General features: G+C 71.5%; 13 protein-coding genes and 1 pseudogene. 7 read left to right on the top strand and 7 right to left on the bottom strand.

Annotated elements, in window-relative coordinates:
* Window positions 1-53 precede the first annotated feature (53 nt).
* Both ACFXMG_RS01955 and ACFXMG_RS01950 read right to left on the bottom strand, forming a co-directional pair.
* The gene (locus ACFXMG_RS01955) at window positions 54-1382 is read right to left on the bottom strand and encodes an extracellular solute-binding protein (RefSeq protein ID WP_383813815.1); all 1329 of its coding nucleotides are present in this window, start codon (window positions 1380-1382) and stop codon (window positions 54-56) included.
* Window positions 1383-1527: 145 nt separating this feature from the next.
* Window positions 1528-2715 (bottom strand): ROK family transcriptional regulator, encoded by a 1188-nt coding sequence (locus ACFXMG_RS01950; RefSeq protein WP_383813813.1) that lies wholly within the window; start codon window positions 2713-2715, stop codon window positions 1528-1530.
* 368 nt (window positions 2716-3083) lie between these two features.
* On the opposite strand from ACFXMG_RS01950, the gene ACFXMG_RS01945 reads away from it, so the two are divergent.
* Entirely contained in the window at window positions 3084-5894 is a 2811-nt protein-coding gene (locus tag ACFXMG_RS01945) for a TIM-barrel domain-containing protein (RefSeq protein ID WP_383813812.1), read from the top strand.
* Between the two features lie 22 nt (window positions 5895-5916).
* Here ACFXMG_RS01945 and ACFXMG_RS01940 read toward each other — a convergent pair whose 3' ends face one another.
* Window positions 5917-6375, bottom strand: coding sequence for an SRPBCC family protein (locus ACFXMG_RS01940; protein WP_383813810.1), 459 nt, complete (start codon window positions 6373-6375; stop codon window positions 5917-5919).
* Between the two features lie 175 nt (window positions 6376-6550).
* Here ACFXMG_RS01940 and ACFXMG_RS01935 point away from each other — a divergent pair.
* Both ACFXMG_RS01935 and ACFXMG_RS01930 read left to right on the top strand, forming a co-directional pair.
* Window positions 6551-6769: pseudogene (locus ACFXMG_RS01935) on the top strand (helix-turn-helix domain-containing protein); the annotation flags it as partial.
* A 174-nt stretch (window positions 6770-6943) separates the two neighbouring features.
* Complete coding sequence (locus ACFXMG_RS01930) at window positions 6944-7123, top strand: hypothetical protein (protein WP_383813975.1); 180 nt, start codon at window positions 6944-6946, stop codon at window positions 7121-7123.
* 5 nt (window positions 7124-7128) lie between these two features.
* Here ACFXMG_RS01930 and ACFXMG_RS01925 read toward each other — a convergent pair whose 3' ends face one another.
* The 3 genes from ACFXMG_RS01925 to ACFXMG_RS01915 all read right to left on the bottom strand — a co-directional run bounded on the left by ACFXMG_RS01925 (window position 7129) and on the right by ACFXMG_RS01915 (window position 8672).
* Window positions 7129-7287, bottom strand: a complete 159-nt coding sequence (locus ACFXMG_RS01925; protein ID WP_384899854.1) for a hypothetical protein — start codon at window positions 7285-7287, stop codon at window positions 7129-7131.
* A gap of 198 nt (window positions 7288-7485) precedes the next feature.
* Window positions 7486-8091 carry an Asp23/Gls24 family envelope stress response protein gene (locus tag ACFXMG_RS01920; protein ID WP_383813807.1) on the bottom strand — a complete coding sequence of 202 codons (606 nt, stop codon included), beginning with the start codon at window positions 8089-8091 and terminating at the stop codon, window positions 7486-7488.
* The gene (locus ACFXMG_RS01915; RefSeq protein WP_383813805.1) at window positions 8088-8672 is read right to left on the bottom strand and encodes an RNA polymerase sigma factor; all 585 of its coding nucleotides are present in this window, start codon (window positions 8670-8672) and stop codon (window positions 8088-8090) included. The genes ACFXMG_RS01920 and ACFXMG_RS01915 overlap by 4 nt, the downstream gene beginning before the upstream one ends.
* A gap of 288 nt (window positions 8673-8960) precedes the next feature.
* Between ACFXMG_RS01915 and ACFXMG_RS01910 the strand changes: the two genes are divergently transcribed.
* The 4 genes from ACFXMG_RS01910 to ACFXMG_RS01895 all read left to right on the top strand — a co-directional run bounded on the left by ACFXMG_RS01910 (window position 8961) and on the right by ACFXMG_RS01895 (window position 11289).
* On the top strand, window positions 8961-9509 hold the full coding sequence (locus ACFXMG_RS01910) for an Asp23/Gls24 family envelope stress response protein (protein ID WP_383813803.1): 549 nt from the start codon (window positions 8961-8963) through the stop codon (window positions 9507-9509).
* A gap of 63 nt (window positions 9510-9572) precedes the next feature.
* Window positions 9573-9758 (top strand): hypothetical protein, encoded by a 186-nt coding sequence (locus tag ACFXMG_RS01905; protein WP_383813801.1) that lies wholly within the window; start codon window positions 9573-9575, stop codon window positions 9756-9758.
* Window positions 9755-10729 carry a DUF6286 domain-containing protein gene (locus ACFXMG_RS01900; protein WP_383813799.1) on the top strand — a complete coding sequence of 325 codons (975 nt, stop codon included), beginning with the start codon at window positions 9755-9757 and terminating at the stop codon, window positions 10727-10729. Before ACFXMG_RS01905 ends, ACFXMG_RS01900 begins: the two co-directional genes overlap by 4 nt.
* On the top strand, window positions 10726-11289 hold the full coding sequence (locus tag ACFXMG_RS01895) for a hypothetical protein (RefSeq protein WP_383813797.1): 564 nt from the start codon (window positions 10726-10728) through the stop codon (window positions 11287-11289). Before ACFXMG_RS01900 ends, ACFXMG_RS01895 begins: the two co-directional genes overlap by 4 nt.
* Here the strand turns inward: ACFXMG_RS01895 and ACFXMG_RS01890 are convergent.
* Window positions 11260-13260, bottom strand: coding sequence for a hypothetical protein (locus ACFXMG_RS01890; RefSeq protein ID WP_383813796.1), 2001 nt, complete (start codon window positions 13258-13260; stop codon window positions 11260-11262). The two genes, ACFXMG_RS01895 and ACFXMG_RS01890, sit on opposite strands and share 30 nt — an antisense overlap.
* Window positions 13261-13286: the final 26 nt, after the last annotated feature.

The raw sequence follows: 13286 nt of genomic DNA, 5'->3' as shown, positions 1-13286 counted from the left end.
TCGTGCCTGTACGGGTACGTGTGCACCAGGGGAAGGCTCGGCCTGCGCGGCGGCTAGCGCGCGGCGTTGAGCGTCGTGTCGAGCGCGGCGTCGAAGGCGCTCGCGGCGTCCGAGGTGCTCTTGCTGCCGGAAGCGACCGCGGAGAAGAGCTTGTCGATGTCCTTGGTGCCTTCGACCTTCGCCCAATGGGCGCTGGCCGGCGTCGCCTTGGACCGCAGGGCGGCGTCGAAGAAGCCGCGCTTCAGCTCACCGATGGTGGATCGCGCCGCCTCGATCCCCTCGGAGCTGTTGGGGATGAAGCCCTCGTGACCGACGATCCACTGGGTCTGGATGTCGGGACTCGCCGCGATCTTGATCCACTGGAGGGCGAGGTCGGCGTGGGCGCTGCGGGCGGGCACGCCCCAGTCGGAGCCGCCGAGCATCACCGGCTGCGCATGGCCCGAGCCGCCGGGCAGCGGGAACGTGCCGAGGGAGGCGTCCGTCAGCTGGGGGTTGGCCTCCTTGATCCGGCCGATGAACCCGGACGTGGCGATGATGGCGGACGCCTTGCCGTCCGCGAAGACCTGCACCTGGTCCGGGGTGAGGGCGTCGACGGTACGGGAGGCGGGCGCCGAGAACGTGTTCTGGAAGTCCTTGAACGCGGCCAGGCCCTTCTGCCCGGCGGGCGAGGACAGGCCGCCGGCCCAATTCTGGCCCTCCTGGGCGGCTATGTCGCCGCCGGCGTCCCATACGAACTGCATCCCGGCCGGCCAGTTCTGGCCGGGGAAGTAGAGCGCGGAGAAGTCGCGGGCCGGATGGGCGGCCTTGACCTTGGTGAGGGCTTCGGTGAGCGCCTTGAAGGTCGTGGGGGCCTTGGTGACGCCGGCCTTCCGCCACATGTCCTTGTTGTAGATGACCGCGCGGGCGCCGGCGAACCCGGGGACGGCGTACAGCTTCCCGTCGACGGTGGCGGGTTCGACGAGGCCGGGCAGCCACGTCTGCCCCTGCCGCAGGTCGTCCGCGAAGGCGGTCAGGTCCTTCAGGCCGCCGTTGGTGGCGAAGCTTGCGACCTGTGTGTTGCCGAGGTCGAGGACGTCCGGCGGGGACGAGGTGGCGAGCGCGGTCGTGATCTTCGTGGCGATGCCGTCCCAGCTCTGGATCTGGACGTCGACCTTCGCTCCGGTCCGCTGGGTGAATTTGGCCGTGATGGCGTCGAGCGTCTTGGCGGAGTAGTCGCCGTCCATCACCCACACGGTGATGGACTTTCCGTCACCCTTGGTCGTCGGTACGGCCTGCGGGGAGGAGGTCCCGGAACCGCCGGTGCCGGAGCTGGAACAGGCGCCGAGCGTGACGGTCGCCGCCAGTGCGGCAACGAGGGCCGCACCGTTTCTGAAGGGTTTCATCTGCGATGTCCTTGGGTTCTTCGCGGCCGGTGGGCCGGCCGCGCGATGGTGAGAGACCGGCGGACCGGCATGGGCCCGCCGCGGCTCGGGTGACAGCCGTGCCGCGTGCGGCGGACCCGGCCGGGCACGCCCCGCCCCGAAGGGCTCAGAAGACTCCCAGCTCCGCCGCGAGTACGAGACAGGCGGCGCCGAGCGTGTTGAGCTCGGCGTCCCCCACCAGGTGCCGGATGCTGAGAGACGCGCCGATCGGCGGCAGGGTGCGAGCCCGTGCCGTCTCCAGCGCGGTCGTGATCAACGGCCCGTCGAGCAGTTCGGCGGGTCCGGTGAGGACCACTTCGTTGAGGTTGAGGGCACTGACGATGGGCGCGACGACGATGCCCAGCGCCCGCCCGGCTTCCGCGAGGAGGGCGTCGCGCCGCTCGGCGGGCGACCTGTCCAGGCGCCGGCGCAGGTGACCGGCGTCCAGGAAGCGGTCGAGGCAGCCGCGCCGCCCGCAGACACACGGCTCACCGTCCTCGTCGACGGTGATGTGCCCGATCTCGCCGGCCGCGAACTGGTCGCCCTCGACGAGCCGGCCGCCGACGATGAGACCCGCGCCGACTCCGTGCTCCGTGGTGACGACCATGAGGTTCCGTGCCTCGGTCTTGCCGAAGTGGAGCACGGCCAGGGCCGCCAGTTTGACGTCGTTCCCCACGTGCGCGGCGATGCCGAACCGTTCGGTGAGCAGGTCGGCAAGTGCCCAGTCGTTCCACCGCAGATGGGACGCCAGACGGATGACGCCCCGGTCGTCGATGATGCCGGGGGACGCGACGCCGATGCCCAGGACCCGGCGCTCCGCCTGCCGCAGCAGCTCGCCGGTGAGCTGGAGGACCAGGTCCTGCGCGGCCGTTCCCAGGGCCCCGTCGAGCGGGACCCGGGCCCGGGTGACCACCTCGCCGCGCAGGTTGGTGAGCGCGCCGTAGAAGTGGCCGGCCCGGGAGAGGTCGAGGATCAGGAGATGGGCGCCGTCGTCCTGGATCTCGACGAGCGTGGACGGTTTGCCCCGCCGCCCGGTGTCGGGGGCGGGACCCGTGTCCGCCACGAGGCCGTCCGCTTCCAGGTCGGCGACCAGTGCCGAGATCGTCGGGGCGGTCAGCCCCGTCGAACGGGCGAGGTCGGCGCGGCTTTTGGCCCCCTCGTGGTAGAGGACCGACAGGACCAGCGAGCGGTTGTGGACCCGGCTGTCCCTCGTGCGGGCTTTGGGACGTGCGATGGACCGCGGACGCGGCGACGCGTGCAGGGTCGTGGTGGTGGGACGGTTCGAGCGCTTCACCGTGTGGGCGGAGCGACCCATTTCAAGACACCCCCTTCGCCGCGGGCTGCCCGGGGGGACAGCTTTTCTTAGGCGGCTTTACTTAATCCGCCCCGAATGATTGGGCGTTGAGCAGTCGCTGTCAAGAGTGTGCGTATCCGTTGTCAGGGGGATGCGCGACCACCCTGCCGTTCACCTGCGGCTTCTCCGGTCCAGACCGTTTCGCGGCCCGTTGGGAGAGGGCGTCACCAGGTCTATCGGTGCGCAAAGATGCTCGAAACTGCGATGTTTCACGCACTTGACGTCAGTGAGAGGGGCTGCTGCCATGGGTGCCGCCGCAGTGGCGCCCGCACCACCGAACTGGCCGGCCCGGACCATCCGGGATCACAGACCTCGTGAGGTGACCTCTCATGCGTTCCGCTGTCCTCTCCGTGCTTCCCCGCCCCGGCAACCGGGGCATCAGACGCTCCGCCCTGGCCCTGGCCGTCGTCCTCGTGGCCGCCCTCCTGTCCGTCCTCGCTCTCACCCCCGCCGCGCACGCGGCGACGGCGGGCAACGTCACCGGCGTGACACAGGCGGGGGACACCTTCACCGTCACCTCCTCCAGCGGCGCCGCCGCCCGCGTCGTGATCGCACGCGCGGACATCCTCCGCATCTGGCTCTCGCCGGACGGCACGTTCACCAACGACCCGGCGGGAGCGGACCTCGCCGTCCAGACGTCCTTCGGGGCCGTCGGCTCCACGCTCACCGACGCCGGCTCGTACTACCGCGTGAAGACCCCGTCCCTCAGCCTGCGCATCAACAAGTCGCCCCTCACGTTCGCGCTGTACAAGGCCGACAACACCACCCTGATCTGGGCCGAGTCCCAGCCGACCAGCTGGAACGGCTCACAGACGACCCAGTACCTGACGCGCGGAGCGGACGAGCAGTTCTACGGCACCGGCCTCCGGCTCGGCGAGTGGGCACTGCGCGACAAGACCGTGCCCGTCGCGGTCAGCAACCAGTGGACCGAGAACACCAACGCCAGCCCCGCGCCCTTCTACATGTCCACCAACGGCTACGGCGTCATGCGCAACACCTGGGCCCCGGGCTCGTACGCCTTCGGCGCGCCCACGTCCCTGCGCCACAACGAGAACCGCTTCGACGCCTGGTACTTCGCGGGCGACTCCCTCAAGCAGGTGCTGAACGGCTACACCGACGTCACGGGCAAACCTTTCCTCGCTCCGATCTGGGGGCTCGAACTCGGCAACGCCGACTGCTTCAACGCCTCCAACCCGGACTACCAGGGAGACCACAACCGGGCGCGGCACCGGACCACTCCGGACGTCGTCGGCTACGCAACGGACGCCCGGGCCGCCGACATGCCCTCGGGGTGGTTCCTGCCCAACGACGGATACGGCTGCGGATACACCGACCTGCCCGCCACCGCCGCCCAGCTCAAGGCCAAGGGCTTCCAGACCGGCCTGTGGACCTCCACCGGCCTCGGCAACATCGACTGGGAGGTCGGCACGGCCGGCTCCCGCGCGGTGAAGACCGACGTCGCCTGGATCGGCGGCGGTTACAAGAGCGCCTTCGCCGGCGTGAAGCAGGCGGTGGACGGCATCGAGAACAACTCCGACGCGCGCCGCTTCGTCTGGACCGTCGACGGCTGGGCCGGCACCCAGCGCAACGCCGTCGTGTGGACCGGCGACACCAGCGGCACGTGGGACGCCATGCGCTGGCACGTCCCCGCCATCACCGGCGCCGGCCTGTCCGCGCTCAACTACGCCACCGGTGACGTGGACGGCATCTTCGGCGGAAGCCCGAAGACGTACGTCCGCGACCTCCAGTGGAAGGCGTTCACCCCTGCCTTCATGACGATGTCCGGCTGGGGCCCCACCAACCCCCAGGCCGGATACCAGGACAAGCAGCCGTGGCGCTTCTCCGAGCCGTACCTGTCGATCAACCGCAAGTACCTCAAGCTCAAGATGCGGCTGACGCCGTACCTGTACACCATGAGCCGCACGGCCACCGAGACCGGCGTGCCCTCCACCCGGGCCATGGTGCTGGAGTACCCGAACGACCCGGTGGCGCGCGGCAACCGGACCAGCGGCCAGTTCATGGCCGGTGACTCCTTCCTCGTCGCCCCCGTCGTCAGCGACACCAGCACGCGTGACGGCATCTACCTGCCGGCTGGCAGCTGGACCGACTACTGGACGGGCAAGGTCTACAACGGCCCCGGCTGGCTCGACGGATACGCGGCTCCGCTCGACACCCTGCCCCTGTTCGTCAAGGCGGGCGCGATCGTCCCCATGTGGCCGCAGATGAACCACAGCGGCGAGAAGCCCATCTCCACGCTCACGTACGACATCCACCCGCGCGGCACGTCGTCGTTCACCCTGTACGAGGACGACGGCCTGACCCGCGCCTACAAGTCGGGCGCCTACGCCCGCCAGCGCGTCGACGTCACGGCCCCCACCTCCGGCACCGGTGACGTCACGATCTCCGTCGGCGCCTCCACGGGCACCTACACCGGCAAGCTCGCCTCGCGCGCCTACGAGTTCACCGTCCGCACCGCGAGCAGGCCCGCTTCCGTCACCAGGGGTACGACCACGCTCCCGACCCTGGCCACCAAGGCGGCGTACGACTCTGCCACCACCGGATGGTTCTACGACCCGGCCGACCGCGCCGGCACCCTCTGGATCAAGGCGGGCGACGCCTCCGGCGCCTTCACGGTCACCGCGACCGGCGTCGGCATCCCCGCAGGCTCACCGGTCGGCGGCTCGACGAGCGGCCCCCTCGACCGGTCCGCCTGGACGGTGGCCCACACCGACAGCCAGGAGACCGCCGCCGAGAACGGCGCCGCCACCAACGCCATCGACGGCAACACCTCCACCATCTGGCACAGCCAGTGGTCGAGCGGCACCCCCACCCTCCCGCACGAGCTCCAGATCGACCTCGGCGCGCGGTACGACGTCGACTCCGTGACCCTCCTCCCACGCCAGGACGGCGGGATCAACGGCCGCATCGGACAGTACGAGCTGTACGTCTCCGACAGCACCAGCGCCTGGGGGCCGCCGGTGGCGACGGGCACGCTCGCGGACGTCGCGACCGCCACGAGAGTGACGTTCACCGCGAAACCGGGCCGCTACCTGAGGCTCAGGGCCCTCACCGAGGCCGGCGCCCGAGGCCCCTGGACAAGCCTGTCCGAACTGAACGCCACAGGCCGCCCCGCCGCCTGACGACCTTGGGAACGGCGCCGGATCAGGCGCCAGGAACGGCGCCGTTCCCGGGACGGATGGCGGCGGTCGGGAGCCGCTCGGCGACCGCGTCGCCCATGCGCTCGAACTCGGCCCTCAGGAGCGGTGTGGCGAGTCTCGCCAGCCCCTTGAACCGCAGCGACGCCCGGTAGGTCAGCCGGGTGAGGGAAGCGGACTCGGCCGCGAAACGGAGATCGTCCGTGGCGGTCACCGTCTTGTTCTCCCCGACGAACACGAGGCGGGCGGGCTCGCGCCGCACGAGCTGATAGTCGAGGTCGGTGGTACGGCCACGGAAGCGCGAGGTGTTGCGCCACCGGGCCCCGGGCCGTACCGGCCCCTCGTCCAGACGCACGCAGCGGACGGTCCCGGGATCCCACTCCTCGGCACGGCTGAAGTCCTCCATGTACGCGACGAGCTCGTCGAGCGGCAGCCCGACGACGAAACTCCGTTCAACCGTGATCACGGTACTGACCTCCACTTTTCCGCGACAGGACCCAGCGCCCCGCTAGGAACACCCGCCGTAACCTGCTTCCCGGTCCGGCCCCGAACGGATGCACCCTCGCCGCTTCCGATTGCGGCATTCGAGGTATTCCTCTTCCCGCTTCATCACATAGTCGGACCTTCACTGTCGTACGGGCATGACGATCCACACGCAAGTCCAGGCACACCCCTCACGCCCTCGCCACCGGTCCGACCAGCCGGCGCTACCTGCACCCGCGGAACGGGGAGCCCTGCGCCAGGCGTGGCATCTGTCCGAGCACCAGGTCGCCGAAGCCTTCGGCGTGACCGCCGCGACCGTGCGGTCCTGGGAAGCGGGCCGCACCTCGCCCACGGGAAGACGACGCGCCGCCTACGCGGCCTTCCTGGGCGGACTCGCCTCCGGCATGGCTTCCGGCATGACGTCTGCCGGGGCCACCGGCCTCAGCAGGCCCCCCGCACAGGCAACCCGAGCGGTCCTACGGGACCGCTCCCGACCGCAGAGCACCGACGAGCCTCGAAACCCCGCGCCACCGGAGATCCGCAGCGCCCCCGTGCCGGCACAGCGTGCCACCGTCCGGCGCGCTGTCGAGCTCACGGGGCTGCCCGTGGGCGGCGGGTTCGACCCCGTCTCTCCCGAGCGGAAGCGCAGGCTGCGTCTCGCGGCGGCGGCCGTCGGCGTGTGGACGGTGACGCTGCACCTGATCCTGACGGTGCCGCCACCACTCCTCTGAACCGCTCACACCAGGCCGGTGATGGTGACGCTCACCTGCGCCGCTCCGACCGTCTGCGCCGGAAGCAGCGCGGCGAGGCGTGCCTCGACGGCTGTGCGGGCCGCCCGCGCGACGTCCACGGAGCGCCGGGACCGCAAGGCGACGAGACGGACCTCCACCTGCAAGGGCGAGGTACCGTCTCCGCCGCGCACCCGGACTCCCGCCGAGGACGAGGAAGCGGCCGTCGTCCGTGAGGCGACGGGCAGACCGGCACGGAGCAGCCCCGAGAGGCCCGGTCTCAGGAAGGCGACGCCCGGCACGTTCCGGGCCGTCCGGGCGATGTCGTCCGCGAGCGCGGCTTCGCGTGAGGGGCTGGGACCGAGTCACGACTCACGGCCTTCCTGGTCAGGTGTGGGACCGACGAGATCGCTGATGAGGATGTCCACCGGCGAGACGGTCATACCGAGCTCGCCCGTCGCCGCCGACCGGACCGCGGTCCGGATCCGTTCGGCGATCTCGGGCAGCACGGCGTCCGCCGGCGCGTGCACCTCCATCCGGACCGCGACCTCCGGGGCGTGCGGGCGGAGTTCAAGACGGCAGGAGCCCGCGTGGACGCCGGGAACGGTCTCGGCCGCTTCCCGCAGGGTGCGGGCGACGACCGCCTCCATGATCGAAAGGTTCTCCAGAGGATCACCGAGCGGGAGCGGTCGCCCCGGACGCAGTTCGAGCCGTACGACGTCCATCACCCGCCGCGTCAGAGCGGTCACGTCCGCGCCCGTCGGCTCCGTGTCGTCCCGCAGCCCGTGCACGGCCGACTCCAGCCGTTCCAGGTCCTCCACCTCGTGACGGCAGTGCTCACAGTCCGTCAGGTGGGCGTCGTGATCCTCTCTCTCCCATCGGTCCCAGACCTCGGAGATCAGCCGCCCGCAAGGCAGCCGGGCGTCCTCGTCGCCGGTGTCGTCCGTGGGCGGAGTGACGTGTGCGTTCATCGCCAGGCCCCCAGTGCTTGTGTCAGACAGCGTCGTGCGCGGAAAACGCGGGCCCGTACGGCTTCCTGGCTGATGCCGACCGCTTCCGCGATGAATTCATAGGACTGGCCGTCCAGCTCCCGCAACACCCAGCAGGCGCGCTGTTCGGCGGACAGCAGATCCAGGGCATCGCGCAGTTCCCGTACCGCGTCCCTCCCCTCGGCGATTCTCGCCGGCGACACCGTGTGCTCGGCCGCCGCGACATCGCCCGCCGCCTCCAGCGACACCGCGGCCTGCCTGCCGCGCAGCACGTTGAAACAGCGATTGGTGACAATACGGTAGAGCCAGGTGCCGAACGCGGATCGGCCGTGGAACTCGGGCAGTCTGCGCCACGCACTGATGAATGCCTCCTGCACGGCGTCCTCCGCCTCCGTACGGTTGCCCAGCAGGCGGGTCGCCAGCCCCAGCAGCATGGCTGTGTGGCGCTCGACGAGCACGCCGAACGCCTCCTCGTCCCCCTCCGCGGCTCTGGCCACGAGCAGGACCTCACCCTCGGCGTGGCCGATGCCCGCTGGCGTGATGCCTGTGCCGACGCCCGTCACGGGGCAGCTCCTCTCCTTCGCCTTCACCAGTGAGACACCGATGGGCCGCACTCGTTACGGAGCACTTCGTGGCAGGCGCGAACGCGGATGCACGGCCCCACGCTGCGAACGCCGGCGCCCCGCCGACGTCACCCCGAACTCCCGAGCGGGCGCCTTGCCGACGAAGCCTCGCCGGGTGGCCTGCGAAGAGCGGCGAGAAAACTCGTCGAGATTTCTGCGTCACAGCTCCGCGCGACCCGTGTCGATACGGGTGAGAACGGCTCAGCGACACGGACGAGAGGGAACACCATGACCACCACCGCCACGGCAGCCACGGCAGCCACGAGGAACGCCCCCGCTCCGCAGAACACCCGGAACGGACAGGCCCCTTCGCCCGCGCAGGGGGATCACCACCGACAGACCGAGCCGCAGACCGAGCCGCGGACCGAGCGGCCGGCCGACCTGCCGATCGGCGAGCGCGGCAGGACGGCGATCGGGGACGTCGTCGTCGTGAAGGTCGCGGGCATGGCCGCCCGGGAGATCCCCGGGGTGCACGACATGGGAGGCGGCCTCTCCCGGACCCTCGGCGTCGTGCGGGAGCGGGTGCCGGGCGGGCGGCCGAACGTCGGGCGCGGCGTGAAGGTCGAGGTCGGAGAGCGGCAGGCGGCGATCGACCTGGAACTCGTCGTGGAGTACGGCGTCGCCATCACGGACGTGGCGCAGGACGTCCGGGAGAACGTCATCGTGGCCGTCGAGCGCATCACCGGACTGGAGGTCGTCGAGGTGAACATCACCATCAACGACGTCCACCTCCCGGAGGACGACCACGTGACCCCGGTGGACTCACGGGTGGAGTAGGCACGCACCACGCATCCGTAGGTCTTTCGACATGTCTCCCGACGAGCGGAACAAGGATCGGCAATGAGCAAGGCGTTCACAGGTATGGCCGCCGGCATCGCCCTGGCCTTCGCGGCCTTTTTCGGAGGGGTGGGGGCGTTCCTGCTCGTGGCCGCGCTGGGGGGCCTGGGCTGGGCGATCGGCGCCTGGCTCGACGGCGGCGGACGCGTCCAGGATCTGCGCGAGACCGTCGAGAGGAGCCGACGATGACGACGCCAGGCCGCCGGGGTACCACCCGTGTCTCGGAGAAGGCGGTCCGCACGACCGCCCACCACGCGACCACCGAGGCGCTGCCCGCAGGCAGCACCGCGAACCGGACGACGGCGAAGGTGAGGGGAGGCCAGGCGCACGTACACCTCGATGTGAGACTGCACCGCCCAGACTCCGTGCCGGACGCAGTGAAGAGCCTGCAAGAGCATGTGGCCAGCCGTACACAGGACCTGACGGGCCTTCACTGCGAGAAGCCCGGCGTCCGGGTCTCCGCCCTGACGCTGTCGTCTGCCGAGACCCCGCCGTCACCGGAGTTCACCGCGAGTGGCGCCGCACCGACGCCACGGACGCCACGAAGGTGCTGGTCGCAGCGCCGGATCCCTGTGGCGGTCCTGTCCCTGCTGGGCTCACTCGCCCTCGGCGCCCTGGCGGTGGAGGTCGCGATGGACCGCCTCCAGGGGCGCCGGGTCACCGTCTGGCCGGCCGCCACTGACGCGGGAGCGCTCCTGACGGCCCTCGCGGCTGGGGCGGCCCTCGCCATGGGGATCCTCATGATCCTCATGGCGCTGACTCCGGGGCACCGACGCCGATGGACGGTCTCCTCCGCACCAGCCCGGACCGCCTCCGTCGACCGAACGGTGATCGAGACTCTCCTCCGTGATGCCGTGGGCGCCGTGAGTGGCATCGGACCAGTCGAGGTACGAGTGAGCCGCCGCACGGCCGCCGTACGAGCCACGCTGACGTCCGAGGACCGAGAGACCGCACTCGCTGAGGCTCAGCAGGCAGCTCACCAGGCGCTGAGTGCCTGCCGGCTGGCGCGCCCACCCCGACTGCGCGTGGCCGTCAGAACCACTGTCCCAGAAGTCCCCGTGCCCGAGCCCGGATCCGTATCCGGCCGTTTCGGGGCTCCCAGAACCCCGAAGGACGACGACACGCCGTCGATCGCGATCCGTGAAGGAGCAGACGCGTGACACCACGACACCTCACCATCGCCAACCGCACTTTCCTGGCCCTCGCCAGCCTCGTGTCGGTCGGGTGCGCGGTTCTCCTCATGAGTCGGCGCGACCAGGGATCGCAGGGCTTCGGGATCGCCACGAGAGTTCTGGCGGAGCTCCGACTCCAGGTGTGGTGGCCGGCGTCCGTGGTCGCCGTGGCGACCGTGACCTCCGGGCTCCTCGCCCTGTGGTGCGCGCGGCAAGTCAGGCGCGGCGCGCATGCGAAGCTTCCTCTCACGACGCGTGACACGGTCATGCTCCGGAGAGCGCTGGAGCGAGCCGTCACCGAGGAGGCACTAAGAACAGGCGGAGTGGCCCGGTGCAGGACCCGCGTCACCCGCGACGGCCGCCACCTGAGACTGCGCATGAAGATCGCACTCCGACGCGACGCCTCCCCCGACGAAGCCCTCCCCGCGATCGACGTGCTGCTGGCGGGAGTCAACGACACCCTCGCCCCGCAGACGGTGAGAGCGGACATCCACTTCGTCTCGGCCGCATCCCACCGCTCACGGCCCCGGCTCTCCCCAGCCCCGTAGCTCACCCGAGCCGGGCACCGAGCCGGTCAGACGGACTTGGCCGGTCGCGTTCGTGCGGACGGCCAGGATCTGTCCTCGGACGGTGGCGGAGACGGGGCCGCGGGCGGTGATCGTGGTCAGGGCGCGGCTGCCGGCGGCAAGGTAGTAGCGGGCTCCTGACGGGGCCGTCCAGTACGTTCCCGCCAGCAGGTGCTGGCCGAAGCGACTGCACGCCGCCGTGTCCGGGGGCGGCGGGCCCGAGGCTCGTACCGGCGTCGGGCGGGAGCGGGGGTCCGGTCCCTCCCACGCCACCGTCACGCGGGCGCGACCGTCCCAGCTCTCCGCGCGGGTGCAGGTCCAGGTGGCGCGTCCGGCCCGTTCCGGGAGGGTCTGCTGGGCGAACTCCCACCGGTTCACGGCGCGAACGCCGGTTCCCCGCAGCTCCGACAGCGCGCAGGCCGAACGGGCCCAGGCGGCGAGGCCCGCCGAGGACGTCGCCTCGCGCGGCTGGCGCGCGGGGGCTCCGGTCCCGGGTGCCGGGGTCCACGTCAGGTGGGCGGGGGCGAGCTCACCGAGGTCCGTCAGGAGGAAGGAGTGGTCCTCGACGATTTTGGTGGACGAACGTACCTGGAGCGCGGGAACGCGGGCGCAGTCGTCCGGTGCCTGCGGTACGGGGTCGGTCACGCCGTCCTTGGAGACGGGCAGTTGTTGGGCGGGCACGTCGGGGCGCAGGAGGTCGCGGAGTGCGCTCTCGTCGATCCAAGGGGCGAGCAGGAACCGCGTTCCGAGGGGCGTTCGGCTCACGGCCACGGCCGCGCCGCTGGTCACGTCCGCGTCGTCGGCTCGGGCCAGTTCGAGCACCGTCTCGCCTCCGCCGGTGAGCGGCTCGGCGTACCGGACGAGCCGGCTGCCGTCGTACAGGAGGACGACGGCGGAGTCGTCGACCGGGCCGGCGAAGAGCAGCCGGGCCGGTGTGGCGGGTGGGGTCTTAGGGGTGTCCGGTGTGACGGTCACCCGGACGCCGGGGCGGTCGTCGGCGCCTCGGGCCCAGGCGTCGAGGGCACGGGACAGCAGGGCCGTGTCGCCGGTCCGTGCCCCGCGGGCGGGCCACGCGGTCAGATCGACGCTCGCCGTGTCGGCCCACTGCTCGCCGGGGGCACGGACCAGGAGCCCGGGGTCCGCCGCGCGGGCGGACGCGGCGGCGAGAGCCGTGACGGGCGGCGCGGGTGCGGGTGGTGCGGGCGGCGGAGGGCGCAGCGCGAGCACGGCGGCGGTGGACGCGGCGAGCAGTCCGGCGGCGGAGAGGGCGGCCAGTCGTGTTCGGTGCCGGCGGCGCAGAAGGTCCGTGGGGCGGGCCTGCACGGTGCAGGGGTCGAACTCGACGCCGTGCAGGAGCGATTCGCTAGCGGCGCCGACGGTGGCGCGGAGGCGTTCGGCGGCACGGAGGGCTTCGCCCGGCGAGGGCACGCCCGCGGCGGAGAGGAGAAGGGAGGCGGAGGGCTCGGTCAGTCCTTCGAGGACGCGCAGGGCGAAGGCGGCCCGCACCTCCGGGGCCACGGTGGCCAGTTCGGATTCCAGCGCGAGTTCGTCGTCGCCGCCGGCCCGGGGGAAGACCCTCAGGCCGAGGACGGCGGGGAGGGGGGCACGCCAGAGGGACCAGCGGGGACGGGCCGCCGTGTGCAGAGCGGCGGACACGACGCGTTCCCGCAGCCAGGCGAGGACCGGTCCCGGTTCGCCGCGCTGTGCCGGAACCGTCGGGCCGGTGGCCGGGCCGGGGCGTGTCGGGGCCGCCGACGCGAGGGACTTCTGTACGAGCGCGTGTGCGGCGAGCACGCGGCGGTGTCGGCCGAGGGCGGGAGGGAGAATCAGATGGGCGAGCCGGACGAGCCGTGGATAGTGCTCGACGAGCGCCGCCTCGGCGTCGTTCCGGCCGGGGCGAGGGGGTGCGGCGGGCGATATGTCGGTGCTGGGGAAGGTCTCGTGCGGCTGCATGACAGTGCAAACGAGAGGGGCACGGA

The organism is Streptomyces sp. NPDC059201 (assembly GCF_042754585.1).
In the GTDB taxonomy this organism is placed as follows: Bacteria; Actinomycetota; Actinomycetes; order Streptomycetales; family Streptomycetaceae; genus Streptomyces.
Note: the sequence above shows the minus strand (reverse complement) of the source record. Positions and strands in the feature narration are given on the sequence as shown.